The sequence below is a fragment of the Myroides albus genome (genome assembly GCF_009711045.1).
Lineage (GTDB): Bacteria > Bacteroidota > Bacteroidia > Flavobacteriales > Flavobacteriaceae > Flavobacterium > Flavobacterium album_A.
Map to the genome: position 1 here is coordinate 54,327 of NZ_WMJX01000013.1, position 26,426 is coordinate 80,752.

The 26,426-nt window shown below is 34.7% G+C and carries 25 protein-coding genes and 1 tRNA gene; 18 read left to right on the forward strand and 8 right to left on the reverse strand.

Features of this window, described 5'->3' with window-relative positions; translation table 11 throughout:
- The first annotated feature begins 4 nt into the window (after nucleotides 1-4).
- The 15 genes from ftsZ to GJV76_RS08095 all read left to right on the forward strand — a co-directional run bounded on the left by ftsZ (nucleotide 5) and on the right by GJV76_RS08095 (nucleotide 15,684).
- Nucleotides 5-2,119, forward strand: a complete 2,115-nt coding sequence (gene ftsZ, locus GJV76_RS08025) for a cell division protein FtsZ (RefSeq protein WP_155092107.1) — start codon at nucleotides 5-7, stop codon at nucleotides 2,117-2,119.
- Nucleotides 2,120-2,218: 99 nt separating this feature from the next.
- Entirely contained in the window at nucleotides 2,219-2,671 is a 453-nt protein-coding gene (locus GJV76_RS08030) for a GatB/YqeY domain-containing protein (protein WP_155092108.1), read from the forward strand.
- 15 nt (nucleotides 2,672-2,686) lie between these two features.
- Nucleotides 2,687-2,760 (forward strand) — tRNA-Arg (locus tag GJV76_RS08035).
- Nucleotides 2,761-3,017: 257 nt separating this feature from the next.
- On the forward strand, nucleotides 3,018-3,728 hold the full coding sequence (locus GJV76_RS08040) for a hypothetical protein (protein WP_155092109.1): 711 nt from the start codon (nucleotides 3,018-3,020) through the stop codon (nucleotides 3,726-3,728).
- A gap of 473 nt (nucleotides 3,729-4,201) precedes the next feature.
- Complete coding sequence (locus GJV76_RS08045) at nucleotides 4,202-4,621, forward strand: CBS domain-containing protein (protein ID WP_155092110.1); 420 nt, start codon at nucleotides 4,202-4,204, stop codon at nucleotides 4,619-4,621.
- Between the two features lie 1,114 nt (nucleotides 4,622-5,735).
- Nucleotides 5,736-6,197, forward strand: coding sequence for a GAF domain-containing protein (locus GJV76_RS08050; protein ID WP_155092111.1), 462 nt, complete (start codon nucleotides 5,736-5,738; stop codon nucleotides 6,195-6,197).
- Nucleotides 6,198-6,342: 145 nt separating this feature from the next.
- Nucleotides 6,343-6,612 carry a 30S ribosomal protein S15 gene (gene rpsO, locus GJV76_RS08055; RefSeq protein WP_155092112.1) on the forward strand — a complete coding sequence of 90 codons (270 nt, stop codon included), beginning with the start codon at nucleotides 6,343-6,345 and terminating at the stop codon, nucleotides 6,610-6,612.
- Nucleotides 6,613-6,785: 173 nt separating this feature from the next.
- Nucleotides 6,786-8,948, forward strand: a complete 2,163-nt coding sequence (locus GJV76_RS08060) for a polyribonucleotide nucleotidyltransferase (protein ID WP_155092113.1) — start codon at nucleotides 6,786-6,788, stop codon at nucleotides 8,946-8,948.
- A gap of 488 nt (nucleotides 8,949-9,436) precedes the next feature.
- Nucleotides 9,437-10,822, forward strand: coding sequence for an NAD(P)-binding domain-containing protein (locus GJV76_RS08065; RefSeq protein ID WP_155092114.1), 1,386 nt, complete (start codon nucleotides 9,437-9,439; stop codon nucleotides 10,820-10,822).
- A 168-nt stretch (nucleotides 10,823-10,990) separates the two neighbouring features.
- Nucleotides 10,991-11,854, forward strand: a complete 864-nt coding sequence (locus GJV76_RS08070; protein WP_155092115.1) for a sigma-70 family RNA polymerase sigma factor — start codon at nucleotides 10,991-10,993, stop codon at nucleotides 11,852-11,854.
- Between the two features lie 94 nt (nucleotides 11,855-11,948).
- Nucleotides 11,949-12,317 carry a hypothetical protein gene (locus GJV76_RS08075; protein ID WP_155092116.1) on the forward strand — a complete coding sequence of 123 codons (369 nt, stop codon included), beginning with the start codon at nucleotides 11,949-11,951 and terminating at the stop codon, nucleotides 12,315-12,317.
- A gap of 54 nt (nucleotides 12,318-12,371) precedes the next feature.
- Complete coding sequence (locus tag GJV76_RS08080; protein WP_155092117.1) at nucleotides 12,372-13,238, forward strand: AraC family transcriptional regulator; 867 nt, start codon at nucleotides 12,372-12,374, stop codon at nucleotides 13,236-13,238.
- A gap of 94 nt (nucleotides 13,239-13,332) precedes the next feature.
- Nucleotides 13,333-13,692 carry a hypothetical protein gene (locus GJV76_RS08085; RefSeq protein ID WP_155092118.1) on the forward strand — a complete coding sequence of 120 codons (360 nt, stop codon included), beginning with the start codon at nucleotides 13,333-13,335 and terminating at the stop codon, nucleotides 13,690-13,692.
- Between the two features lie 83 nt (nucleotides 13,693-13,775).
- The gene (locus tag GJV76_RS08090; protein WP_155092119.1) at nucleotides 13,776-14,579 is read left to right on the forward strand and encodes an MbnP family protein; all 804 of its coding nucleotides are present in this window, start codon (nucleotides 13,776-13,778) and stop codon (nucleotides 14,577-14,579) included.
- Between the two features lie 61 nt (nucleotides 14,580-14,640).
- Nucleotides 14,641-15,684, forward strand: a complete 1,044-nt coding sequence (locus GJV76_RS08095; RefSeq protein ID WP_155092120.1) for a cytochrome-c peroxidase — start codon at nucleotides 14,641-14,643, stop codon at nucleotides 15,682-15,684.
- A 44-nt stretch (nucleotides 15,685-15,728) separates the two neighbouring features.
- Here the strand turns inward: GJV76_RS08095 and lysS are convergent, their stop codons facing one another.
- Entirely contained in the window at nucleotides 15,729-17,429 is a 1,701-nt protein-coding gene (gene lysS / locus GJV76_RS08100) for a lysine--tRNA ligase (RefSeq protein WP_155092121.1), read from the reverse strand.
- Between the two features lie 187 nt (nucleotides 17,430-17,616).
- Here lysS and GJV76_RS08105 point away from each other — a divergent pair, with 187 nt between their 5' ends.
- From GJV76_RS08105 to rpe, 3 genes are all read left to right on the forward strand, one after another.
- Nucleotides 17,617-17,781 (forward strand): YqaE/Pmp3 family membrane protein, encoded by a 165-nt coding sequence (locus tag GJV76_RS08105; RefSeq protein WP_155092122.1) that lies wholly within the window; start codon nucleotides 17,617-17,619, stop codon nucleotides 17,779-17,781.
- A 10-nt stretch (nucleotides 17,782-17,791) separates the two neighbouring features.
- Complete coding sequence (gene lipB / locus GJV76_RS08110; RefSeq protein WP_155092123.1) at nucleotides 17,792-18,493, forward strand: lipoyl(octanoyl) transferase LipB; 702 nt, start codon at nucleotides 17,792-17,794, stop codon at nucleotides 18,491-18,493.
- Between the two features lie 91 nt (nucleotides 18,494-18,584).
- Nucleotides 18,585-19,247: a ribulose-phosphate 3-epimerase gene (gene rpe, locus GJV76_RS08115; protein WP_155092124.1), complete on the forward strand. Its 663-nt coding sequence runs from the start codon at nucleotides 18,585-18,587 to the stop codon at nucleotides 19,245-19,247.
- 112 nt (nucleotides 19,248-19,359) lie between these two features.
- On the opposite strand, the gene groL is transcribed toward rpe, so the two are convergent.
- The 7 genes from groL to miaB form a co-directional block, all read right to left on the reverse strand.
- Entirely contained in the window at nucleotides 19,360-20,988 is a 1,629-nt protein-coding gene (gene groL / locus GJV76_RS08120; RefSeq protein ID WP_155092125.1) for a chaperonin GroEL, read from the reverse strand.
- A 37-nt stretch (nucleotides 20,989-21,025) separates the two neighbouring features.
- Nucleotides 21,026-21,301 carry a co-chaperone GroES gene (locus GJV76_RS08125; protein WP_155092126.1) on the reverse strand — a complete coding sequence of 92 codons (276 nt, stop codon included), beginning with the start codon at nucleotides 21,299-21,301 and terminating at the stop codon, nucleotides 21,026-21,028.
- A gap of 146 nt (nucleotides 21,302-21,447) precedes the next feature.
- Entirely contained in the window at nucleotides 21,448-21,807 is a 360-nt protein-coding gene (gene secG / locus GJV76_RS08130; RefSeq protein WP_155092127.1) for a preprotein translocase subunit SecG, read from the reverse strand.
- A 1-nt stretch (nucleotide 21,808) separates the two neighbouring features.
- Nucleotides 21,809-22,726: a tetratricopeptide repeat protein gene (locus GJV76_RS08135; RefSeq protein ID WP_155092128.1), complete on the reverse strand. Its 918-nt coding sequence runs from the start codon at nucleotides 22,724-22,726 to the stop codon at nucleotides 21,809-21,811.
- Between the two features lie 11 nt (nucleotides 22,727-22,737).
- On the reverse strand, nucleotides 22,738-23,241 hold the full coding sequence (locus GJV76_RS08140) for an LptE family protein (protein WP_155092129.1): 504 nt from the start codon (nucleotides 23,239-23,241) through the stop codon (nucleotides 22,738-22,740).
- A gap of 3 nt (nucleotides 23,242-23,244) precedes the next feature.
- Entirely contained in the window at nucleotides 23,245-24,537 is a 1,293-nt protein-coding gene (locus GJV76_RS08145; RefSeq protein ID WP_155092130.1) for a sigma-54 interaction domain-containing protein, read from the reverse strand.
- A gap of 35 nt (nucleotides 24,538-24,572) precedes the next feature.
- Nucleotides 24,573-26,021, reverse strand: a complete 1,449-nt coding sequence (miaB, locus tag GJV76_RS08150; RefSeq protein ID WP_155092131.1) for a tRNA (N6-isopentenyl adenosine(37)-C2)-methylthiotransferase MiaB — start codon at nucleotides 26,019-26,021, stop codon at nucleotides 24,573-24,575.
- Nucleotides 26,022-26,426 lie beyond the last annotated feature (405 nt).

A 26,426-nucleotide genomic window follows, 5' to 3' on the forward strand; every position in this document is an offset into this window, starting at 1 on the left:
GTATATGGAGAATACAGATTTCGGAGGAATAAAATTCGATTTACCAAAAAATCAATCGAATGTAATTAAGGTGATTGGTGTCGGAGGAGGTGGAAGTAACGCGATTAACCACATGTTTAAGCAAGGTATTAAAGGTGTTGATTTTATCGTGTGTAATACTGATTCGCAAGCATTAGAGAATAGTCCCGTACCTAATAAAATTCAGTTAGGAGTTAATTTGACTGAAGGTCTTGGAGCGGGGGCAAATCCTGAAGTAGGGCAACAATCGGCTATAGAAAGTATTGAAGATATTGAGAAAATGCTTGATACCAACACAAAGATGGTATTTATAACGGCAGGTATGGGTGGAGGTACTGGTACTGGTGCTGCTCCTGTAATCGCTCAATTATCGAAAGAAAGAGATATTTTGACTGTTGGGATTGTTACTATTCCGTTTCAATTTGAAGGGAAAGTACGTCAAGAGCAGGCATTAAAAGGAGTTGAAAGGCTGCGTAAGCAAGTGGACTCTCTTGTGGTTATTAACAATAATAAGTTACGTGAAGTTTATGGTAACTTAGGATTTAAAGCTGGCTTCTCCAAAGCAGATGAAGTATTATCTACTGCAGCACGTGGTATTGCAGAGGTAATTACACATCACTATACTCAGAATATCGATTTAAAAGATGCTAAGACTGTTTTATCAGATAGTGGAACTGCTATTATGGGTTCTGCGACAGCTTCTGGTGATAGTAGAGCTAAGAACGCAATCGTCGATGCATTAGATTCTCCTTTGTTAAATGACAATAAAATTACAGGGGCTAAGAATGTTTTGCTTTTAATAGTTTCTGGATCAAACGAAATTACTTTAGATGAAATAGGTGAAATTAACGATCATATCCAAACAGAGGCTGGTCATAATGCTAATATCATTATGGGAGTAGGTGAGGATGAAAGTCTTGGTGAAGCTATTTCTGTAACTATTATCGCGACTGGTTTCAATGTTGAACAACAAAAAACGATTGTTGCTTCTGGTGAGCCAAAAGTGATTGTTCATACTTTAGGAGATGAACAAACTTTAGTTCGTAATCTTTCAAGTAATTCAGTAACAGGTAATTTAGGTTTTTCTACTCCAGATCAACCATTGACTAAAACTTCTGATAGTGCTGTGTCTCCAGCAGATGCTCCAGAAGAACGAAAAGTATTTACATTGGAAGCAGAGGATGAGTTTGAAAACGACTTTCTTTCTAATTCAACAGATATATCTGATGAACCAATAGTAGATCCAACTATTAGTGATGATGGAGGGCAGTTTGCTGTGAATTTTGAAAGCGTTGAGCCTAAAGCGCCAATTCAAACTGAGACTTCTCCTGCTGCTAAAAACTTAGATGTTTTCTTTGAAATAGTTACTCCTCAAAAAGAGGTAACTCCAGAGGTAGTAAATAGCACACAAGAAACTAAGACTTTAAATAAAGCTAAAGACTTACGCGATATTAAAGTTGTGGATCCTGAATTTGTTATCGTAACTAAAAAAATTGATGATACTGTTCAAGTACCTACAGCTAAGGTTGCTCAAACAGTTGTTTACAATCTTGATGATAACACTAATGAGTTCAATAGCGAAACTACATTAGATATTCAAGATCAGATTGATCATTCGACAACTGAAGACACTAAAGAGGAGTTTATTTATTTCTCACTTGAAGACTACACAGATAAAGAAGAGGAGTTAAAAACTGCGAAACCAAATGCATCTAAGCACGCTGAAGATATTGCAGAAGGGTTCAAAGTTTCTATGAAGGAAAATGAAGATGAGGGGGTAGCTAATGTTGAATCTCCTGTAACAGCTGAGAATGATGAGATTAACCCAATGGAAATGAGTATTGAAGAGTTTACGCTAAGAAGTCGTTCTGCTGAACGCAGAAAGAAAATGCGTGACTTTAACTACAAATTTAATAGTGGAACAGCAACTAATAGTCAGATCAATGACTTGGAATCAGAACCAGCTTACAAGAGAACTGGTGTAAATCTAAATGAGGTAGATGATTCTTCACAAAAGTCAAGAACATCAATTAGTTTAGATAGTAATAACGATAGTAAACTGCGTTCTAACAATTCTTTCTTACACGACAATGTAGATTAGCAATTGTATAGCGTACTTATAGGTTATAGATAAAAGCCAGAAAAGATATATTTTTTCTGGCTTTTTCTTATATTTGCAACAATCAAAAACAGATATGATATGAGTTTACAGTCAAATGTAATGGACGCAATGAAGAGTGCAATGAAGTCTAAAGATACTTTAGCCTTGGAGGCACTTAGAGCGATTAAGTCTGAGTTATTATTAGCCCAAACTCAATCAGGTAGTAAAGAAGAACTAACAGAGGAAGAAGAAATCAAAATACTTCAAAAGTTAGTGAAACAAAGAAAAGACAGTGCTAATATTTACCAAGAGCAAGGTCGTGAAGATTTGGTTCAACCAGAGTTAGATCAAGCAAAAGTAATCGAGGCATTCTTACCTGAACAGTTGTCAGAGGAGGAAGTGAGAAGTGCTATTGAAAAAATAGTTTCAGAAGGTTCTTTTTCTGGAATGGGTTCAATGGGACAGGTTATGGGGTTAGCATCAAAAGCTTTAGCTGGTAAAGCTGACGGTAAAACGATCTCAAGTATTGTAAAAGCTATTTTATCTAAATAAAATTATAATAGGTATGTCCGTGTAGTTCAACTGGATAGAATATCAGATTTCGGCTCTGAGGGTTGGGGGTTCGAACCCCTCCGCGGACGCTATGTATTGGCAAAAGTATTTGTCAAGTACTAAATAACACAACCTATTGTGTACTTAACTTCTGTTCAAATGCACGAGGAATGAAATAGATTGAATTAAGGTGGCTACCAGTTTTGGTAGCTACCTTTTTTTTGGTCTTTCGATATGATGTTACTAAAGTTTAATGTGTTAATAGATAGTTAAATAAAAATAAAGCGTAGCTTTGAGGAATATAAAGTTAGTAGTGCTTTATTAACTAATTTAATTAAAAAATAATATGAAAAAAGTAATGATTCTTGTTATGTCAGTTTCTTTTCTATTTACTGCTTGTAGTAGCGATGATAAAGGAAGTGATAGTGAAACTAATGGTGGAACAGAAGGAGGAGTAAATGTGAAATCTTATGGGACTTTCACGGTTCATACAAAAGTTGACGATGTAGATAAAAAGTTAGTGTATTGGAATTATCTTCCAGTTACTGGCTATGATAAAGTGAATGGTACTATTAAAGGTGTTCATATGGAAATGTGGGATGTGAATTATGGTGATACTAAAGAAAATTACGATAAAATTGACGAAGAACGCACTAAAGTATACGGTGAGTTGAAAGGAGGAAGTCTTTTAATTGCATTGAATAATGTAGAAGAAGGGCTTTATACTATTACAAATCGCTTTGGTCATTTTCCTAAGGATGTAAAAGACGGAGGAAGAAGATTAGCTATAATATCAGTTAATTTGGGTATAGAAAATGAAAAAAGACAGTCTAGTGATTATAATGATGCTGTGTATGAACACGTGGACGAAGGCTTCTATGTGGATGCAGTTAAAGTAGTAAAAGATAAAGAAGGTGCATTTCACTTTGATTTGTTGAAACCAATTCCTTTAGTGTTTAAAGAAGGTAAGCATGGAAGAGGAAATCCTAATGCTCCAAGGAGCATATCTGTGACAATAGAAGATGGTCACTCGCATGTTATTGAAGATTGGAATTAGTATTCATTTAATTTCAAAAGTTTATTGTAAAAAAGACCGAACTCAAGTATTTTACTTGAGTTCGGTCTTTTTTATGACACTGTACTGAGTTGTTTATTGTTTTGGGATTTACTTTTATTACAGTTTAGGTGTAGTCATTTTATGGCTAAATTCTCAGCAGGTTTGTTGAAGAACTATTCATATCTTTCAAATTTTAAAGTTAATGCTAAATGCGAATGAAAGATTATTATCGGTGGTTTTAACTCTTAAATTATACTCTATACTTGTGAAATTGTTTTTTTTTACTTTAGAATTAGGACATTTTGAATACGAAGTATAGTTCTTATGTACCTTGAATATAGTGGATTTAGAGTGTTTTAAGTGAAGATTTTGCCTTAATGGATAAAGTAAAAAATCCCATTTACTGATAAAAATCATGTTTTATGCTTTTTAGTCAACTTATCTTTGTAGTAGAAAGTTAATTAGATAGTGGTATGAGACAAAGAGTTCCAGTTTCGTCAATTATGACTTCAACTATTGTTAGCTTGAATTTGACGGATTCATTAACAGATGCTGAGAAGTTATTTAAAATGCACAAGATTCGTCACTTACCTGTAGTTTCAGGTCATAAGTTGGTAGGGATATTAAGTTATACAGATTTATTGAAAATCAGTTTAGCTGATACGGATGAAGATGATAATATCGTGGATACAACCGTTTATAATATGTTTACATTAGAACAGGTTATGGTAAAGAATGTTACTACGATACAGGCAGATGACAATATAAAGGATGCTGCTGAAATATTAGTTAAAAAAGATTTTCGAGCATTACCTGTTTTAGATGGGCAGGTACTTGTAGGAATGTTAACTACAACGGATTTGATAAAGTATCTTTTGAATCAATACGATTAGAAAGAATTGCTATAAAAAGAAAATTGATTTTGTGGTTTGTGAGTTTGGCTACAAAATTACATATTGTTGTTTGAGGAAAGCACTAGTGTTCAGCATTAGTGCTTTTTTATTTTGCATATAGATAGCGCTTTGGGAATAGCATCTTTGTTGAGTAGAATAGTGGTCTTGCTGTATAGATGTCTATATAAGTGAAGTATTTTTATAAATCTATAGCAGAAGTGTTTTTTATCCAAAAGATTCAAATAGTTTGTAAGGACGAGGATTAAAACCTCATGCATCACTGAAAGGGATAAGAATGTTTTTGTTTTTACATTAAGAGTCCGATTTGGAGCTATATCGCAACTATATGTGTGGTAATAAATATATAGCACTTGAATATATGAGTATCGTATAAAGCGAAATAACAATGTGTAAATGGTGCTTTAGGAATGTAATTAATATGAGTGAGTAAGTAATGCTATCACTATTTCTCTGTTTTTTTGTAAATAATCTTAATGTCTGAGATTATTAATCTTTACATACACTTGCTTAGCATTTGTAGATCATTTCAATAAAAGTGCTTACTCCTTCTTGTCGATTTTAAGACTTTAGAAATGGTTAAGCGCTTGCAAAACACTTAGATTCGTTGGACTTTCTTGCTGTTTTCTTCGTGTATCCTTGGGGTTTTATCTGCAAAAAGGCGTGTTTCTCGAAGAAAACCCTTAGCAAACTGCCAGAAATCCCAAAGGAAGTACGATCAAGATTGTACTGATTTTAACTTCATGCACAAAATAAATGTAGTTATTTTTGATCTCTAAGTTTTTCATGTCGCATCCATAGAGGCTCTATTAAAGGATGTGATTTTGTTGTTTTAAGAGATGATTAAATAGGATATTACCTTATCTAATTTTGCTTTATTTTAAAACGACATTAATACTTTTTGCCTTCTCTCAAGTTTTGAAGCCGATGTGGTTTTTTGAAGTACTTGTTTTAACTTATGGTAGATATTTGAGATTTTAACAAGAATGTAATGCTAATTGTACTTATAATTTAAAATGAAAAGAATGACAGGTATACAATGGTGTACAATGAGTTATATTTCGTAATTTAGTGTCTTTGTATTAAAATTGCGTATATGACTAGTGATTATGTCGCCTTATTAAATAGGTCAAAAGTAATATTAGAAAGGAAAGATATTACGAGAAATCAAATACTTCAAGAAATATGTGAATTGTTATATGATTCTATTTCTTATTACGATTGGGTAGGTTATTATTTTGCTGATCATTCAACTGATTTATTACACTTAGGACCGTTTATTGGAGAGCCAACAGAGCATACTGTAATTCCATTTGGAAAGGGGATTTGTGGTCAAGTTGCCCTAAGTAATGAAACTTTTGTCGTTGATGATGTTACAGCTCAATCTAATTATATTGCATGTAGTTTGACGGTAAAGTCTGAAATCGTTGTTCCTATATTTGTGCAGGGTATTAATATAGGTCAGATAGATATTGATTCTCATACCTTGAACGCATTTACGAATGAAGATAAAAGCTTTTTAGAAGCTTTAAACAAAGAAGTAGCCAAATTGTATTAGAGCTCTTTTTTATAATGTTGTTGTTTTGTTCTTTGAAATAAAAAATATGATTTTTAATGGTGTTTTCTCGAAAATAAAATTACCTTTGCACCAAATTATAGATAGACTATAATTGCCGCATAAAAATCATTTAAAAAATATTGGCATGTATTTAACAAAAGAGAAAAAAGCTGAGATCTTCGCTAAACACGGAGGAAAAGCTGTAAACACTGGATCTGCTGAAGGACAAATTGCTTTGTTCACTTACAGAATCTCTCACTTAACTGAGCACTTAAAAAGAAATCGTAAAGATTACAACACTGAGCGTTCATTAGTTCTTTTAGTAGGTAAAAGAAGAAGACTTCTTGACTATTTAAAGAATACTGAGATCAACAGATACCGTGAGATCATTAAGGAATTGAATATTAGAAAATAATCAATTGAGAAGAGGTGCCCTTGTGCGCCTCTTTTTCTTTTTTAGCCTTTTAGCAGAAAAAGTCTGGTTTTTCATTGGGTTTCATACAACTACACAACACAACAACACAACACACACAGAATTATTAATGTCTCTCTTCGGAGAGACAGAAACCCTAAAGTATTTATTATTATATGATTCCTAAGGTAACCAAAGAAATTATCGATTTAGGTGATGGTAGAAGCATCTCAATCGAAACAGGGAAATTAGCAAAACAAGCAGATGGATCTGTTGTAGTAAGAATGGGAGACTGTATGCTTTTGGCAACAGCAGTTTCTGCTCGTACTGCAAATCCAGGTGTTGATTTCTTACCATTAACTGTAGATTACAGAGAAAAATTTTCTGCTGCTGGACGTTTTCCAGGAGGCTTTTTTAAACGTGAGGCTCGTCCAAGTGATCAAGAGATTTTGACAATGCGTCTTGTAGACCGTTGTTTACGTCCTTTATTCCCGGATGATTATCACGCAGAGACACAGGTGATGATTTCACTTATGTCTTTCGATGAGAATGTTATGCCTGATGCATTAGCTGGTTTGGCTGCTTCTGCAGCATTAGCTGTATCGGATATTCCATTTTACAATTACATTTCTGAAGTAAGAGTTGCTCGTGTAGACGGACAATTAATCATTAATCCTTCTAAAGAGCAATTAGAAGCATCAGACATCGATATGATGATTGGAGCATCTAAAGATTCTGTTTGTATGGTGGAAGGGGAGATGAAAGAAATCTCTGAGGCAGAAATGATTGAAGCAATTAAGTTTGCACACGAAGCAATTAAAGCTCAGATTGAGGCTCAAGAAAAGATGCGTGCTGCATTAGGACTTACTTACCGTGAGTACGAACCAGAAGCATCAGATGCTGAAGTAGAGAAAATTGTTTATGATGCATCTTATGCTAAACTTTATGATATCGCTTCTCATGCAAGTGCTAAAGCAGAGCGTGGAGAGAAATTTGCTGAAGTATACGAAGAAGTTAAAGCTTTGTTTTCTGAGGAAGACTTAGAAGAAAAAGGTGAACTTATTAGCACTTACTTCAAGAAAACGCAAAAAGAAGCTGTTCGTAATTTAATTTTAGATCAAGGAATTCGTTTAGATGGTCGTAAGACTACTGAGATTCGTCCTATCTGGTGTGAAGTTGATTATTTACCATCTACGCATGGTTCATCTATTTTTACACGTGGGGAAACTCAAGCTTTAGCAACAGTAACACTGGGAACTTCTCGCGAAGCTAATGTTATTGATTTGCCAAGTGAACAAGGTGAAGAGAAATTCTATTTACATTATAATTTCCCTCCATTCTCAACAGGTGAAGCTAAGCCATTAAGAGGAACTTCTCGTAGAGAAGTTGGACACGGAAACCTTGCACAACGTGCGCTTAAGAATATGATTCCTGCTGATTGTCCGTATACTATTCGTTTAGTATCTGACGTATTAGAGTCTAATGGATCTTCTTCTATGGCTACAGTTTGTGCTGGTACATTAGCATTAATGGATGCTGGTATTCAGATTGAAAAACCTGTATCAGGTATTGCAATGGGACTTATTTCTGATGCGAAAACTGGTCGTTGGGCTGTGTTGTCTGATATCTTAGGAGATGAAGATCACTTAGGAGATATGGACTTCAAAGTTACAGGTACTAAAGACGGTATTACAGCATGTCAGATGGATATTAAGATTGAAGGGTTAGCTTACGAGATTATGGAGCAAGCTTTAAAACAAGCTCACGACGGTCGTATGCACATTCTTGGATTATTAGTTGACACTATTGCTACTCCAAATGCTACTGTTAAACCTAAAGCTCCGAAGATTATTACAGTTAGTATTCCGAAAGACTTTATTGGTGCTATCATTGGACCTGGAGGTAAAAACATTCAAGCTTTACAAGCTGAAACGGGAACTACAATTGTTATCAACGAAGAAGGTGACTTTGGTATTATTGAAGTGTTGGGAACTGATCAAGCTGGAATGGACAAAGCATTAGCTTCGATTAGCAATACTACTTTCTCTCCTGTTGAAGGTGAAACTTATCACGTAAAAGTAGTTAAGATGCTTGACTTCGGTGCAGTTGTTGAATTTGTACCTGGTAAAGAGACTTTACTACACGTATCTGAGTTGGATTGGAAACGCATAGAGAATGTGGGAGATGTACTTCAGCTTGGAGATGAGTTAGATGTTAAGTATATGGGTATTGACCCTAAAACTAAAAAAGCTAAAGTATCTCGTAAAGCTTTAATGCCTCGTCCTCCTAAAGTGGAGAAGAAAGATGATGCTCCTAAAAAGAATAATCAAGAGAAATAATTGAGTTATTTGATATTATAAAGGCACCTTATTAAGGTGTCTTTTTTTATGTTTAAAAGTGTGTTTTTTACTTTTATGATATTTTGTGAACTTCTGTGTACTCTGGATGGGTATTTGTAATATAAGGGTTACCCTCTTGTAGTAAAGCCATGTTTTTTATGATAATTAGTGGTAATAATTTACTTGTAAAACTCTTTCTAAAGTTAGTGTATTTTAGTATAAGCCTAATTTGTAGTATCTTAGCTTGGTTACTAAAATAAGGTGATAAATTTTAGACAGAAGTTCTGCTAAAATCGCCTTTCTCAAATTGAATATTTTATTCAATCCTAATTTGTAGATTCTGTAATCTACCCTTATAAAAAAGCATCGCGATATCAGATGCGTCTATTAGAACATTTAATGGTTCTATCTCGGCTGAGTATTCAGTAACAATCATTTTATTAATTTCTTCATCATTTATTTGATGGGGGTAAAAAACTTATGTTTATATGTCAAATTTTAAAGTAGGTATTATTGGTGCTGGTCCGAGTGGATTAGCAATGTTAAGAGCTTTTGAGTCTGAACAACGTAAAGGGAATCCTATTCCTGAAATTAAATGCTATGAAAAACAAGATAATTGGGGAGGAATGTGGAATTATACTTGGCGCACAGGTGTAGGTAAATACGGAGAGCCTTTGCACGGTAGTATGTATAAGTATCTATGGTCAAACGGTCCAAAGGAATGTTTAGAGTTTGCCGATTATACTTTTATGGATCACTTTAAACAACCTATATCTTCCTATCCTCCAAGAGAAGTCTTATTTGATTATATCCAAGGGCGTATTAAACAAAGTAACGCAAGAGAGTTTATCAAGTTTAATACTGTAGCAAGATGGGTTGATTACATAGAGAGTAAGAAACAGTTTCGAGTGGTATTTGACGATTTAGTTAAGAACGAAACTTTTGAAGAATACTTTGATTACCTCGTTGTTGGAACAGGTCATTTCTCAACTCCAAATATGCCTTATTTTAAAGGTATTGATAGTTTTCCTGGAACAGTGATGCATGCACACGACTTTAGAGGAGCGGATCAGTTTAAAGATCAAAAATTGTTGTTGATAGGAAGTAGTTATTCTGCTGAGGATATCGGTGTTCAATGTTTTAAACATGGCAGTAAATCAGTTACTATCTCTTATCGTACCAATCCTATTGCCGCTAAATGGCCTAAGGGTATAGATGAAAAACCATTGGTAACCCATTTTGAAGATAATGTAGCGTACTTTAAAGACGGATCTTCTGAGGAGTTTGATGCTGTTATTTTGTGTACTGGTTATCAACATAAGTTTCCATTTTTACCAGACAACTTGCGTTTAAAGACAAAGAATAATCTCTACCCAGATAACCTTTATAAAGGTGTTGTATTCAATGATAATGAAAGACTGTTGTTTTTGGGGATGCAAGACCAGTACTATACATTCAATATGTTTGATACCCAGGCTTGGTTTGCGAGAGATTATATGCTCGGACGAATTGCATTGCCTACAAAAGAGGAACGAAGTATGGATATTGATAAATGGGTAAAGGCAGAAAGAGCTACAGTTACAGGTGAAGAACATGTAGATTTTCAAACGGATTATATTAAAGAATTAATTTCTCTGACTGATTATCCTACATTTGATTTAGATAAAGTAGCTGAAATGTTTAAGAGTTGGCTACGTGATAAAGAAACGAATATATTAAATTACAGAGATAAGGTATATACTTCTGTTATGACGGGTGTCACTGCAGAGGAGCACCATACACCGTGGATGAAAGAGTTAGATGATAGTCTTGAGCGCTATTTGGATGAAGTTGAAGCCGACGAGTGTGAATTAAGTAGAGAAAACTATTATTAATTGGCATAATAAGTGTTTAAAGCACCTAAAGGGTTTGTTGTACCTTTTAGGTGCTTTTTTGTAAAGTATTGTTAAAAGTGAGTCGAAGAAGTATGTTGTTGTAACTTTTTGATGATTACTTACGTATAATGAATGTTACATTAAATAGAAATAAAGGATAGAAATAATATGAGACAACTTAAAATTACCAAGCAGGTAACCAACAGAGAGACGGCATCGTTGGATAAATACTTGCAAGAAATTGGTAAAGTAGACCTAATTACGGCTGATGAAGAGGTGGAATTGGCTCAGCGAATTAAAGCTGGTGATCAACGCGCACTTGAGAAATTGACTAAAGCAAATTTACGTTTCGTTGTATCTGTTGCTAAGCAATATCAGAATCAAGGTTTAACACTTCCCGATTTAATTAATGAAGGAAACCTTGGATTGATAAAAGCTGCTCAACGTTTTGATGAGACTCGTGGGTTTAAGTTTATTTCTTATGCTGTATGGTGGATTCGTCAATCAATTCTTTCTGCTTTAGCAGAACAATCGAGAATTGTAAGACTACCATTGAACAAGATTGGGTCAATCAATAAAATCAACAAGATGTACGCTTTACTTGAGCAATCAAATGAAAGACCACCATCTGCTGAGGAAATTGCTATTGAGCTTGATATGACTGTCAATGACGTGAAAGAGAGTATGAAGAACTCTGGACGTCATCTTTCAATGGATGCTCCATTAGTTGAAGGTGAAGATTCAAACTTATATGATGTATTGCGTTCTGGTGAATCACCAAACCCTGATAGAGAGTTAATTCACGAATCTCTAAGAACTGAAATTGAGAGAGCGCTTGAAACTTTAACTCCAAGAGAAGCTGATGTAGTACGTCTGTATTTTGGTTTAGGAGATCAACACCCTATGACTCTTGAGGAGATTGGAGAAACTTTTGATTTGACAAGAGAGCGTGTCAGACAAATTAAAGAAAAAGCAATTCGCAGATTAAAACATACTTCAAGAAGTAAGATTTTAAAAACGTATTTGGGATAAGACTTATACTTATATATTCAAAAAGCGCTACACTTTAAGTGTAGCGCTTTTTTTATTTTTGTTATCCAGCGATTGTTGTGTATATTTGTGTGGTATGAAGAATTTTTTATTAATCATAATAACAGTTGTCTTATTTCGACCTGTAGTTCCTCTTTTGGACTATGCAATCGACTATGAGTATATCTCGACAGTATTGTGTATTAATAAAGAAAAACCTGAATTAGAATGTAATGGTAAGTGTTATTTGATGCAGGAAATGGCCAAGGTTGCCGAGGATCAAAATAACGATATGGCAAAAAAACTCAGTAACTTATCTTTTTCATTTATCTATTATCTTTCTGATGTGGTAGAGATTGAGTTTCACAATTTTGCATCTACATTGAAAGATAAAATAGAAAGTTATACTGTTTTTAGTTTAAAGACTTTTGTTGACTTTTTTTTCAGACCCCCTCTCATTAATTAGTGAATTTAGGCTCATTTAGAGCTGATAAAATTATTAATTAATACTTCAAATCTTATGTTAAATCAAAGCATAAGATCTTGTTCCATCTCTTATTTTACACATGGTAATTCGTCACTATTTATGGGTGATACGGATAGTATTGTGTATGATTTTCCTTTATTGAGCCAGTGTTTTGTTGGGCAGTTCTATATGATTATCATTGTGACCAAGGGAAAGTACGCAGTTACTGTAAATGAGTATAATTTGACGGATCAAGATCAAACTGTTATTATTATCAAACCTGGTGATTACGCTCAGCTACATTTCGAAGATTGTTCAGGCTATGTTATTGCCTTTGAAGAGTCTTTTTTTAGTCAGCGTTATCACGAGAATAATCTGCGATTATTTAATTTTTTTCAACCTGAGGTGCTTCCTTATGCTAAATTGCCATATGACCAATTGAGTAAACTGCTTTTGATGGTTCAGTTAATGGTAGGTGAGTATCAATCAGTCAATCAAAATAGGGAAGTTGTTTTGCGTTCTTATTTAAATATTTTATTGTTTGACTTTCAAAATTTGACAGAGCACCCTGTTCCTATGAGTGAGTCTTTAGTTAAGCCACTGAATGATAAAGTAGGTGAGTTTGTAGCCCTTGTCGATCAATTTTATAAGGAGGCGAAAACTCCTTCTTTTTACGCTGATAAATTATGTGTTACACCGAACTATCTGAATAAGCTGTGTAAACAAGAAAGAGGATTAACAGCGGGGCAGATTGTTCGTCAACGTATCATAGTGGAAGCAAAGCGACTTTTGCGCTTTACGTCTTTTACAATAAAGGAGATTGGCAATGAATTACAGTTCGATAGTACTTCTTACTTTGTGACATTTTTTAAGAAGCAGGAAGGTAAGACTCCTGAAGAATACCGTCGACTTGTTGTTTAGTTTTTCGGTTGTTCTATTTTGTAAATAGTGAAAAGTAGATAAAACTCAATCTATGTTCTTGTTTAGCCTTTAATCATTGTTTTAAATTTGTCTTGTGAAAAAGATATATATCATAATAGTATTTATTGTTTTATTTCGCCCTGTTGCACCGTTGGTGGAATATTGGGTTAATTACGAGTATGTATCTAAAGTTCTATGTGAGAATGTATCTAAACCAGAATTAGAGTGTAATGGTAAATGTCACTTGTCAAATGAATTATCAAAGTCTTTTGACAAATCAGGCAAGTTGGTATTTGATAAATACAATACCTTATATGATTACTTGGTTAGTGGCACTTTCAGGTATTTGTCATTCGAATTAGCCTTAGTATGGAGGAGTGAGGCTTTGGATAGTTATGTCAATAATTACAACTATTTACAAGTATCCTCTCTTTTAGATCCACCCATTTTCTAATCTTTTATAATCGTGTGTTTTGGTTGTCCGATTTAATCGGAAGGCCCTTGTATTGCCCATAATTAATTAATATAAAATTAGAAATGAAAAAAGTATATATATTATTATTTGCTGTTATAGCTTTTGTTTTCACGTCATGTTCGAGTGATGACAACGCAGTTGTTGAAGTTCCTGAAGAAGTGCTTGAAGGAACAAATTCAGTTTCCTTTGTGTTTAATCATCAGATGTTTGGTGAGGATATAGTTTATGATCAGTATTACAAAGAGAACTCTATTGGAGAGTCATTGAATATCACTTTCCTGAAGTATATAGTTAGCAACTTTGTTTTAATAGATGAAAAAGGAGCAGAGTTCACTTACAAGAAGGATGACAGTTATTTCTTTGTAGATTCGAAAACGAAGGATTTCAAAATTACGCTTAACAATGTACCAGCGGGAAGGTATAGTAAAGTTAAGTTTGGTGTAGGTGTGGATCAAGAGAAGTACTTGAGAGGAATGGAAGACCAACAAGAGTTTTGGGATTTGTGTAAAGAACATGATTTAATCTGGGGATGGATTACAGGATATAAATTTATCAATTGCCAAGGTTTATTTAAAACTGGAGGTCAAGACGAGGAAGGATTTCAATTACACATTGGTAGCCATGGTTCCAAGTTAGATAATTATAAAGAAGTTCTATTAAAAAGTCCTCAACATTTTGTTGTAAGTGCAAAGCATAAATCCACTGTTCATGTAGATCTTGAAGTATCTAAGTTATTAGACAGTACACACAAAATCGCGTTGAAGGAATCGCCATATATTATGATTGATGCTGTACGTGCGCCAAAGATTATGCAGAATGCTCAGACGATGTTTAACATACGAAGTATTGTGATTGATAAAGAATAGAATTATAGTTTCAAAAAGGAAAGGCAGCACCTTTCCTTTTTGTCTAAACATTGTTTGTACCATGTTTAAAGAGTGTGTATTTATCAGTTTATGTTTATTGCTATTAAGTTGTTCTAAAGATCAATCTGAGCGTTATTCTGATGATATTGACGATGCCTATGAACTCATTATTCCCAGTAACTTTCCTTCTCTTAGTTACCAGTATGTCAATAACGGGTTAAAGAAATCTCGAATAGAACTGGGTAAAGTCTTGTTTCACGATGTGAGGTTATCAGCAGATAATACTATTTCATGTGCCAGTTGTCATATAAAAGAGTTTGCTTTCTCTGATTATGGAAAAGCCTTTAGTATTGGTATAGATAGTCTGGTAGGCAAGCGCAATGCTCCAGCTATTCAGAATATGGCTTTTATGACAGAGTATTTCTATGATGGGGCGTCAAATAACTTGGAAATGGTGCCTATTGTTCCTATTCACAATGAAGTTGAAATGCGTGAGAATCTTCCTTCAATTGTGGAGAAATTGAGAAGTGAGCCGATGTATAGGAGTTTGTTTGAAAAAGCTTTTAATGATAGAGAAATCACTTCTACCAGTATGTTGAAAGCATTGGCACAATATATGGCAGTGATGATTTCAAGTAATTCGAGATATGACCGATATGTTCGAGGAGAAAAGGGAGGTACATTGAGTCAGATTGAGAAAACAGGACTGCAGTTGTTTCAGCAGAAGTGTGCAGCTTGTCACAGTACAGATTTGTTTACTGATCAAAGTTTTAGAAACAACGGTTTACAGGTTAATGAGAAATTAAATGATTTGGGAAGATATGAGGTTACTGGTTTTGATGAAGACAAATTTGCCTTTAAGGTAAGTAGTTTGCGAAATGTTGAGTTGACAGCGCCATATATGCACGATGGGCGTTTTAATACATTAGAGGAGGTTTTAGCGTTTTATACTAATGGAATAGTGGATAGCGAAACTTTGGATCCTCTTTTAAAGAGAAAAGATGGTCGTATAGGTATTGAATTATCCAGTGATGAACAGCATGCCATTATTCGATTTTTAAAGACTTTGACAGATCATCAGTTTATCGCTAATCCTCAATTGTAAATAATAAAAAAAAGGAACTCATTGAGTTCCTTTTTCTATTTATATTAATTTGTATAAACAACGTATTTAATGTCGTTTTCTGTTTCTACTTTTGTCAAGGCATGTGAAGAAAGACTTTTCATTGCTTTATCCCATTTCTTTCCACTTAGTGCAGCTTGCTCTTTTAAAGCACCCAACTCCACTTTATTATCGTTATTCTCTAAAATTTGAATAATGATTTTTTCTTCATCAGTTAGCTCTACTGCAGGAGCTGTTTTTTCTGGTCTCATTTGTGGGAAGAATAATACCTCTTGAATAGAAGGATTATTGGTTAAGAACATAATTAAACGGTCCATACCAATTCCCATTCCAGAAGTTGGAGGCATACCAAATTCAAGAGCACGTAAGAAGTCCTGATCAATGAACATAGCCTCGTCATCTCCGCGATCAGCTAAAGCCATTTGTGCTTCAAAACGCTCTCTTTGATCGATTGGGTCATTTAACTCTGAATAAGCATTTGCAATTTCTTTACCACAAACCATTAATTCAAAGCGCTCTGTAAGTTCTGGATTATCTCTATGTGCTTTTGTCAATGGAGACATTTCTTTTGGATAGTCTGTAATGAATGTCGGTTGAATATAATTACCTTCACATTTCTCACCGAAAATCTCATCGATAAGTTTTCCTTTACCCATTGTTTCATCTACAGGGATTCCCATGCCTAAAGCAGCTTGGCGAATTTCATCCTCTGTCTTTCCTGTGATGTCAAAACCTGTAAATTCTTTAATAGAATCTGCCATAGTGATGCGTTTGTAAGGAGCTTTGAAGTTAATTTCGTGTTCTCCAAACTTAGCTACTGGTGTCCCATTAACTGCTGTTGCACAATGTTCTAATAAACGCTCTGTAAAGTCCATCATCCAATTGTAGTCTTTGTAAGCTACATAGATTTCCATAACTGTAAATTCAGGGTTATGTGTTCTATCCATTCCTTCATTACGGAAGTTTTTAGCGAACTCATATACCCCGTCAAATCCACCAACGATTAATCGCTTTAAGTATAGTTCATTGGCAATTCTCAAGTATAGTGGAATGTCTAAAGCATTGTGATGAGTCATAAATGGACGAGCAGCCGCACCTCCAGGGATAGACTGAAGAACAGGAGTTTCAACTTCCATATAACCAGCTTCATTAAAGAAATTACGCATCGCGTTAAACAGTTTTGTACGCTTGATGAACGTCTCTTTAATTTGAGGGTTTACTACTAAATCTACATAACGCATTCTATAGCGCAACTCAGGATCTGTAAAGGCATCAAATGTGTGGCCTTCTGCATCGGTTTTTGGTAGAGGTAATGGTCGTAGTGATTTGCTTAGTAAATGCAAACCTTTTACGCGTACTGTTTTTTCGCCTACTTGCGTAGTGAATAACTCTCCTTCTATACCAACGATATCACCTAAATCAATTAATTTTTTATAGATTTCGTTATATAGTGTTTTATCTTCTCCAGGACATAATTCGTCTCTGTTGATGTATAACTGTATTTTACCTTCGCTATCTTGTATAGTAGCGAATGAAGCTTTTCCTTGAATTCTTGAAGACATTAATCTTCCTGCCACAATTACCTTCTTACCTTCTTGAAAATCGTTCTTCACCTGTTTCGATGTATGATCAACAGGGAATAGGTTTGCAGGATAAGGATTCACGCCAAGCTCATGTAGTTTGCTCAGCTTTTCTCTTCTGATGATTTCTTGTTCTGAAAGTTGCATAATAATTGTGAATTAATTTAAAAGGCAAATATAGCTATTCTTTGAAAATGCGGCAATTACTATTCTCTCAAATGAAGCAATATTGTCATTATTGTTTGGTATTTTTCGAATTCATATCTTAGTAAGAGATAAAAGATTATTTTCTTTGTTTAAAAATGACGAAATTTGTAAGATAAAAATATTGAGTATGAGTATTTGGAGAGTTATTTTAGCTATTATATTCCCACCTTTAGCAGTTTTAGATAAAGGTTGTGGGTCTATTGTAATTGTTTTTTTATTGACTTTAGCAGCTTGGATTCCCGGAATTATTGGTGCTCTTGTAATATTGAATAACCCAAAATATAATCGATAATTAGAACGTAATGAATAAACAAATAAAATTAATTGATCTTGGAGAAAAAGATTATAAAGAAACATGGGATTATCAAGAACAATTATTTCAGTCTATTTTAGATGTAAAAGTTGCGAATAGACGTGAGAACAAAAATGATGCAACAGAGAATTATTTTGTTTTCGTAGAGCATCCCCACGTTTATACACTTGGTAAAAGTGGAGATGTGCACAATATGCTTTTGAACGATCAACAGTTGAAAGAAAAAGGTGCGACTTTTTATAAAATCAATAGAGGTGGTGATATTACTTACCATGGACCTGGACAGATTGTAGGATATCCAATATTAGACTTAGAGAATTTTTTTACAGACATACATAAATATTTGCGTTTACTGGAAGAAACAATGATATTAGTCTTGAAAGATTACGGTATTGAATCAGGTAGAAGTGAAGGTGAAACAGGAGTATGGTTAGATGCAGGTACGCCATTTGCCCGCAAGATTTGCGCAATGGGAGTAAGAGCTTCTAGATGGGTAACTATGCACGGTTTTGCACTGAATGTCAATTCGGATTTGGGTTATTTTGACAATATTATCCCATGTGGAATACGCGGAAAAGGTGTAACATCACTCAATGTAGAGTTGGGGGTAGAGCGTGTCGATGAGGATGAGGTTCGCAGTAAGATTCTCAAGTATTTCACAGAATTATTTGAAGTTCAATTTATAAAATAATCGACAATAATAGAAGTCTTTTTGCAGTATGCACTAAGGCTTTTTTTGTTTAGAGTTAATAGTTTTATCTTTGTTGAAACAACACAAGAATATGAAAAATACAGTTATTGCTCCATCTGTACTTGCTGCAGACTTTGGAAATTTACAACGCGATGTTGAAATGATTAATGAAAGCCAAGCAGATTGGTTTCACATCGATATTATGGACGGAGTTTTTGTTCCTAATATTTCTTTTGGTATGCCTGTCTTAGAGGCTATTGGTAAACATGCCAAGAAGGTATTAGATGTTCACTTAATGATTGTCGATCCTGATCGATATATCAAGACATTTAAAGACTTAGGAGCTGATATTTTGACAGTGCACTACGAGGCATGTACACATCTTCACCGTACAGTTCAAGCAATCAAAGCGGAGGGAATGAAAGCGGGTGTAGCACTTAATCCACATACTCCTGTAAGTGTGTTAGAGGATATTATTCAAGATTTGGACTTGGTATTAATCATGAGTGTTAATCCTGGATTTGGAGGTCAGAGCTTTATAGAGAATACCTATGCTAAAGTGCGTAAATTACAAGCGTTGATTCAGGATAAAGGGGCTAATACTATTATTGAAATTGACGGAGGAGTTACGAGTAAGAATGCTAAAGCCTTAGTAGAGGCTGGAGCAGCTGCGTTAGTAGCAGGTAGTTTTGTTTTTAAATCACAAGATCCGAAATCAACTATCGCTGAATTGAAAGAAATAACAACCTTCTAAAGGTATTGAAGAATAGTCGCATGTTGACTGCTCAATGGCGACTGTTAATGATAAAAAAAGCGGTTTAGAATTAATTCTAAACCGCTTTTTAGTTTTATATACAATGAATGTATTACATCATACCTGGCATTCCGCCTCCCATAGGCATTCCTGCACCGCTCTCGTCTTTTATATCAACTAAAGCACACTCAGTGATTAAGATCATTCCTGAAACAGAAGCAGCATTTTCCAATGCAACTCTTGTTACTTTTTTAGGATCGATTACACCAGCTTGTAACATATCTACATATTCATTTGTCTTAGCGTTGTATCCGAAGTTTTCTTTAGCCTCTAATACTTTAGCAACAACAACAGAACCTTCTAATCCAGCATTTTCAACAATTGTTCTCAATGGAGACTCGATTGCTTTAGCTACGATAGCGATTCCAGTTTCTTCATCAGCATTTTCTACTTTAATGTTTGCTAATGCATCTTTCGCTCTTAATAAAGCAACACCTCCACCAGCAACGATTCCTTCTTCCACTGCAGCTCTTGTTGCGTGTAAAGCATCATCTACGCGATCTTTCTTCTCTTTCATTTCAACTTCAGAAGCAGCTCCAACAAAAAGAACAGCAACACCACCAGCTAACTTAGCTAAGCGCTCTTGTAATTTTTCTTTGTCATAATCAGAAGTAGTAACTTCCATTTGAGCTTTTATCTGGTTTACTCTGTTTTTAATCATTTCAGTATCACCACTTCCACTAACAATAGTAGTGTTATCTTTATCAATGCTTACGCGTTTACAAGTACCAAGCATTTCTAAAGTAGTATTCTCTAATGTGTATCCTTGCTCTTCTGAAATTACAACACCACCTGTTAAGATTGCAATATCTTCTAACATTGCTTTTCTTCTATCTCCAAACCCTGGAGCTTTTACAGCTGCAATTTTCAAGGCACCTCTTAATTTGTTCACTACTAATGTTGATAGAGCTTCTCCGTCAACGTCTTCAGCAATGATTAAAAGTGGTTTTCCTGATTGAGCTATTGGTTCTAATATTGGTAAAAGCTCTTTTAAAGAAGAAACTTTTTTGTCGTATAATAGAATGTAAGGAGAGTCAAGCTCTACTTCCATTTTTTCTGAATTAGTTACAAAGTATGGAGAAAGATAACCTCTGTCAAATTGCATTCCTTCCACTACATCTACATAAGTCTCAGTACCTTTTGCTTCTTCAACTGTGATAACACCTTCTTTTCCAACTTTTTCAAAAGCTTGAGCTATTAATTCACCAATGAAATCGTCGTTATTTGCTGAGATAGAAGCTACTTGTTTGATTTTGTCCATTGACCCACCAACTTCTTGTGCTTGTTTTCTTAGCTCTTCTACGATAATTTCAACCGCTTTGTCAATACCGCGTTTCAAGTCCATTGGATTTGCACCAGCTGCAACGTTTTTAAGTCCTTCTTTAACGATTGCTTGTGCTAATACTGTTGCAGTAGTAGTTCCGTCACCAGCTAAATCATTCGTTTTAGAAGCAACTTCTTTTACCATTTGCGCTCCCATATTTTCAAGTGTGTTCTCAAGCTCTACTTCTTTAGCTACAGAAACACCATCTTTAGTTACTACTGGAGCTCCAAATGATTTACCGATAATTACGTTTCTACCTTTTGGACCTAATGTTACTTTTACAGCATTTGCTAATGCATCCACTCCACGTTTTAAACCTTCGCGCGCTTCGATGTCGAATTTAATATCTTTTGCCATTTTTGATCTGATTTAGTTGTTAATGATTCAATTTGTTTTAAACAATTGCAAGTATGTCGTCTTCACGCATAATTAGGTAATCTTTACCTTCAAATTTTAGCTCTGTTCCAGCATATTTACCATACAGTACAATGTCACCTACTTTTACAGTCATTTCGTGATCTTTAGTGCCGTTTCCTGCCGCTACTACTGTACCTCTTTGTGGTTTTTCTTTTGCATTGTCTGGAATGAAAATACCTGAAGCAGTTTTAGTTTCTGCTGGTAGTGGTTCAATAAGAACTCTGTCTGCAAGTGGTTTAATATTTAATGCCATAATTTAATATAGTTTATGAAATTGAATTTTATTTATAATGCTTATAGATTAGACATAAAGTGTGCCAAATCATATTTTGTCAGTAAAGGACAAAAAAAAATGCCAGCTTGACAGCCGGCATTTGAATTATAATGAGGTAATACTAATTATTCTTGTGTATTGTCACTTGCAGGAGCTTGTTCTGCAGGTGTATTGTTTTCCGTAGGAATAGTAACATTTGTACTTGTTGGAATAGTAGCGTTTTGATCTAATAATTTAGAATCTCCAGAAACTCCTCCTCCTGTACTTAAACTTGACATTAAAATTAAAACAATTAATGTAGCTCCTAAGAACCATGTACTTCTATCAAGGAAATCGTTTGTATTTTTTACACCTCCTGCCACAGTCGAACCTCCAAATGATGAGTCTAATCCTCCTCCTTTTGGATTTTGTACCATAATTACTACAATAAGTAGGAAACATACGATTGCTATCAGTACTAGGAATATTGTAAATGATGTGTTCATGTTATAAACTATTATGTTGTTGTAACGCTTTTATATCTAATATTTGGTCTGCAAAGAAACTACTTTTTTCTGGATATTTCAAAATTAAAATCTCATAAGCTTGTATTGCTTTTTGATATTTTTTTTGTTCAAGATAAATTTTTGCTAAAGTTTCTGTCATTAAACTCGTGTTCTCTTGTACGCTGGTCTCAATGTTTGCGGGGCTTATCGTCGCTTTTTTGGTTGGAACAATTTTAGGATTTGTTTCAATAAATCGATCTATAAGCGTTAATTTTTTTCTTCGTTCTTCTTCTAATTTTTTTTCATTTTCCGTTAAAATAGATTCTTTTTCTCTGTCAATAGGAGGAAATGAAGATATTTTTAACCACTCTTCGTACGAATATTTTTCGTTTTCGGTAATTGTTAAAGGTTTCCCTATTTCTAATTTATCCTCGAGTTGTTCTACTTTGGTTTGTCCTGCTTTCTCTACTTCTATTGGAAGATCCGTAGTCTGCGTTTCAGAAGGTGAAAGATCTTCGTTATCATCACCTGTTTTTTGTTCGGTTTCTGTAGATAAAATAGCGTCTTTTTCTACAGCAACTGAAGTGTTCTGTGACTCTATATTCTCTTCTTCTGGTATAGGTAGAGTGATGTCACTTTCTTTTTCAATCGCATCATTCTCAATTGAGATGGGATAATTAATGAAACTATCGGAAGTTATGAATTCAAATAAGATATCTCGATCAAGCGTATGAGCAGCCGTCTTTTTCAGATTTGTATTATATCTTTCACTTTTGTTTTGGTATAAACACTTTAGGTGCAAAGTTCGAATAGATTGAAAATAGGGATATTCCTCTAATACTTCTTCAAATGATTGTAAATCATCTGCTTCAATAAGAGTTGAATTTATTAAGGCAATATTTATTTTTTCTTTATTCAAATTCCTTGTGTTTACCATTTAGCTAAAGACTCATTGAATACATCTTGTGTGATTCTCTCGTATATTACGTCTAATGCTTCTGTCAAACTTGCACCAGCCAGTTGCACATTAGCATCATAGTCGTAGTAGAAAGAAAATCTCTTTTCAAAATCATCTTCAGGTGTGTTTTTATTGATAAATCGAACATTTATAGCAATGTACAATCTGTTTTGTGCTGCGCGTTGGTCAGCAGTAGCCGTTGTCGGACTAATGCGGTAATCAACGATCTCTCCTTCGTAGATTAAATCTCCTCCTTCATTGGTAAGGCTTAAACTCGTTTGATTTTGTATTAAATCTTGCAAAGCCATAGTAAATGTACGTTCAATACCAGGCTCTACTAAGTCTGCATTGTTTTGAAAGAAATTTACTTGAAAGGAGTCAGCATCTATCTTACCTGTTCCTGTAAAGTTATAATATTTACAACTACTAAAAAATAGTACTGGAAGTAAAATAAGGATTAAATTCTTTATTTTCATAGATTATAGATTGTATTGTTTAATTTTTCTGTAGAGTGTTCTTTCTGAAATACCGAGTTCATCAGCGGCAGCTTTACGTTTACCTTTGTTCTTTTCCAAGGCTTTTCGAATTAGTTCAACTTCTTGTTCCTCTAAGTTTAGCGGTTCCTCTTCGATTGTTTCTGCGAGTAAATAATCATTGTCGTCATCTTCGTCATCTGCTATTGTAGCATGGTGAAAATTAGGTGTGTGATTACTGTGATCGCTTGCAGGAAGAAGACTAAGTTCTGTAATGTTTTTCTGGAACGATGCTTCTGCGGGTTCACTTGGTTTACTGCCATAGATGCGTTGAATTAACCCCTGATTTGTTTCTTGCACTTGACTGCTGTCGTGCTTCAACAATTCTAAGGTAAGCTTTTTAAGGTCAGTCAAATCGCTTTTCATGTCAAATAATACTTTGTACAGAATCTCTCTTTCATTGCTGAAATCTGATTCTGCCTTTTTGCCATTAACAATTGAAGGGACTTGTCTATCGTGATTAGGCAAATAAGATTGCAGTACAGCTAATGATATGTTTCTATTTGTCTCTAACACGGAAATCTGCTCTGCTACGTTGCGCAGCTGTCGGATGTTACCATCCCAGCGGTAACGCACTAAATAATTTGCTGCATCCGCTTCTAATTTGATAGGCGGCATTTTGTATTTGTGAGCAAAATCTGAAGCAAATTTTCTAAAAAGCAAATGAATATCCTCTCCTCTTTCGCGAAGGGGAGGTAAAGTTATTTCAACGGTACTTAGACGATAATATAAGTCTTCTCTAAATTTTCCTTTTTCAATCGCTTCGATCATATTCACGTTTGTAGCAGCAATGATTCGAATATCTGTTTTTTGTACTTTAGATGAACCTACCTTAATGAATTCTCCGTTTTCTAAAACACGTAATAGACGTACTTGTGTAGTCAAGGGAAGTTCTCCAACCTCGTCTAAGAAAATAGTACCTCCATCAGCTTCTTCAAAGTATCCTTCACGGGTACCTACTGCACCCGTAAAAGCCCCTTTTTCGTGTCCAAATAGTTCACTGTCTATTGTTCCTTCTGGAATAGCTCCGCAGTTGACTGCAATGTATTTTCCGTGTTTTCGGTGAGATAGCGAGTGTATGATTTTAGGCATACTCTCTTTACCTACACCACTTTCTCCTGTAATAAGTACGGAAATATCAGTAGGAGCCACCTGAATTGCTTTTTGAATAGCTCTATTCAGTTTAGGATCATTACCAATAATCTCAAAGCGTTGTTTAATTGCTTGAACATTTTCCATAGGTTTTTTACTTCTTTATCTTTTTGTTGATATAACTATGCTTGCATTGGAGAGTACCCTACAGCTTTTCCAATTAAAGTTGCAGAAGTACAATCTGTAATCTCTACTAATACGAAGTCTCCCACTTTGTAATTCTCTTTAGGGAATACAGTTGTTGTATTTTGTGAATTACGCCCAGACCATTCATCTTCTGAACGCTTAGATGTTTTCTCAATTAATACTTCTACTGTAGTTCCAACAAAGCGCTGAGTGCGTTCTAAGCTGATTTTGTTTTGTAGCGTAATTATATCTGTCAATCGTTGTTTTTTAACTTCTTCTGGTACATCATCTTCTAATTTTCGAGCAGCTAATGTTCCAGGTCTTTCAGAATAGGCAAACATAAATCCAAAGTCATATCGTACATATTCCATAAGTGATAAAGTGTCTTTGTGGTCTTCATCTGTTTCTGTAGGGAAACCTGTAATCATATCTTGAGAAAGTGAAATGTCGGGAATTAACTCATAGATTTTATCTACAAGTGCCATGTATTCCTCTCTTGTATGTTGACGGTTCATCGCTTCTAAAATACGCGTACTTCCCGATTGAACAGGTAAGTGAATGTATTTACATATATTTTCGTGCTTAGCGATAGTCTCTATCACTTCAATGTGCATGTCCTGTGGGTTTGAAGTAGAAAAACGGAAGCGCATTTTTGGAAATGTGGTAGCACATGTGTCTAAAAGTTGTGCAAAGTCTACTGCTGTTGCTTTTTGCATTTCAGTAGCTTTTTCATAGTCTTTCTTAAGTCCTCCTCCATACCAAAGGTAACTGTCTACGTTTTGTCCTAATAGGGTTACCTCTTTAAAACCTCTTTCGTATAAGTCTTGTATTTCTTCTATAATACTTTGTGGGTCACGGCTTCGCTCTCTTCCTCTTGTAAATGGTACTACACAGAAAGTACACATATTGTCGCATCCTCTTGTGATTGAAACAAAAGCAGTTACTCCATTACTTTGTAAACGTACAGGTGCAATATCTCCGTAAGTTTCATCTTTCGATAAAATCACATTAATAGCATCTCTACCTTCGTCTACGTCTTTTAATAAATTAGGTAAATCTTTGTAAGCATCTGGTCCTACAACCATGTCTACAATTTTCTCTTCTTCTAAGAATTTACTTTTTAAACGCTCCGCCATACATCCTAATACTCCTACTTTCATACCAGGATTCTTTCTTTTGATTTGATTGTATTGGTCTAAGCGCTTGCGTACTGTTTGTTCTGCTTTATCGCGGATAGAGCAGGTGTTTACTAATACTAAGTCAGCTTCTTCTAAATTGTTTGTGGTGTTATATCCTTCATTTGATAGGATCGAAGCAACAATTTCACTGTCAGAGAAGTTCATTTGACATCCGTAACTTTCAATAAAAAGTTTTTTACTGTTGTCTTGTTTTTGCTCTAATTGTAAGCTTGTTCCTTGTTTATTTTCGTCAATTACCTTTTCCATAAGATTGTTCAAAGGGTGTTCTACATTTTGGGCAAAGATACTTTTTTTTGTGCAACTGACAAGTTGACAGCAGTAGTTTGTTTCTGTCTTTTTTAGGATGCCTTTAGATGCGGAGGGTTAGTAGTAATTGAGAAAGTGATACTGCAATGCTTGATTGGAGAGATGACCATAAAGCGTTTTAGGCTGTTTTGGTAAAGTGGTTGTTCCGGTGATTATATATTCAAGGTGTCTTCAATACTGATTCAGTATTTATTCAAGAAACAGCTACTTAGGTTGAGTAATCTTGGAAGATAGTTGAAGAAGTGTTGAGTGAATTTGCGTGAGTATGTATTAACGGTAGTTTTAGAAGGTAATTGGCGAAATTTCTATCTACCTTTTGGTTGAGTGTAGTTTGTTGTTTTTGGT

Coding starts and splice junctions, on each gene's coding strand:
- lysS (WP_155092121.1), bottom strand. CDS start 17,429: ATGCAACTTTCAGAACAAGAAATCATCAGAAGAGAAAAGCTGAGCAAA.
- GJV76_RS08145 (WP_155092130.1), bottom strand. CDS start 24,537: ATGGAAAATGTTCAAGCAATTAAACAACGCTTTGAGATTATTGGTAAT.
- rpsO (WP_155092112.1), top strand. CDS start 6,343: ATGTATTTAACAAAAGAGAAAAAAGCTGAGATCTTCGCTAAACACGGA.
- GJV76_RS08060 (WP_155092113.1), top strand. CDS start 6,786: ATGATTCCTAAGGTAACCAAAGAAATTATCGATTTAGGTGATGGTAGA.
- miaB (WP_155092131.1), bottom strand. CDS start 26,021: ATGGAAAAGGTAATTGACGAAAATAAACAAGGAACAAGCTTACAATTA.
- GJV76_RS08070 (WP_155092115.1), top strand. CDS start 10,991: ATGAGACAACTTAAAATTACCAAGCAGGTAACCAACAGAGAGACGGCA.
- lipB (WP_155092123.1), top strand. CDS start 17,792: ATGAATAAACAAATAAAATTAATTGATCTTGGAGAAAAAGATTATAAA.
- GJV76_RS08045 (WP_155092110.1), top strand. CDS start 4,202: ATGAGACAAAGAGTTCCAGTTTCGTCAATTATGACTTCAACTATTGTT.
- secG (WP_155092127.1), bottom strand. CDS start 21,807: ATGAACACATCATTTACAATATTCCTAGTACTGATAGCAATCGTATGT.
- GJV76_RS08095 (WP_155092120.1), top strand. CDS start 14,641: ATGTTTAAAGAGTGTGTATTTATCAGTTTATGTTTATTGCTATTAAGT.
- GJV76_RS08080 (WP_155092117.1), top strand. CDS start 12,372: ATGTTAAATCAAAGCATAAGATCTTGTTCCATCTCTTATTTTACACAT.
- ftsZ (WP_155092107.1), top strand. CDS start 5: ATGGAGAATACAGATTTCGGAGGAATAAAATTCGATTTACCAAAAAAT.
- GJV76_RS08140 (WP_155092129.1), bottom strand. CDS start 23,241: ATGAAAATAAAGAATTTAATCCTTATTTTACTTCCAGTACTATTTTTT.
- GJV76_RS08125 (WP_155092126.1), bottom strand. CDS start 21,301: ATGGCATTAAATATTAAACCACTTGCAGACAGAGTTCTTATTGAACCA.
- GJV76_RS08065 (WP_155092114.1), top strand. CDS start 9,437: ATGTCAAATTTTAAAGTAGGTATTATTGGTGCTGGTCCGAGTGGATTA.
- GJV76_RS08050 (WP_155092111.1), top strand. CDS start 5,736: ATGACTAGTGATTATGTCGCCTTATTAAATAGGTCAAAAGTAATATTA.
- GJV76_RS08040 (WP_155092109.1), top strand. CDS start 3,018: ATGAAAAAAGTAATGATTCTTGTTATGTCAGTTTCTTTTCTATTTACT.
- rpe (WP_155092124.1), top strand. CDS start 18,585: ATGAAAAATACAGTTATTGCTCCATCTGTACTTGCTGCAGACTTTGGA.
- GJV76_RS08090 (WP_155092119.1), top strand. CDS start 13,776: ATGAAAAAAGTATATATATTATTATTTGCTGTTATAGCTTTTGTTTTC.
- groL (WP_155092125.1), bottom strand. CDS start 20,988: ATGGCAAAAGATATTAAATTCGACATCGAAGCGCGCGAAGGTTTAAAA.
- GJV76_RS08030 (WP_155092108.1), top strand. CDS start 2,219: ATGAGTTTACAGTCAAATGTAATGGACGCAATGAAGAGTGCAATGAAG.
- GJV76_RS08075 (WP_155092116.1), top strand. CDS start 11,949: ATGAAGAATTTTTTATTAATCATAATAACAGTTGTCTTATTTCGACCT.
- GJV76_RS08105 (WP_155092122.1), top strand. CDS start 17,617: ATGAGTATTTGGAGAGTTATTTTAGCTATTATATTCCCACCTTTAGCA.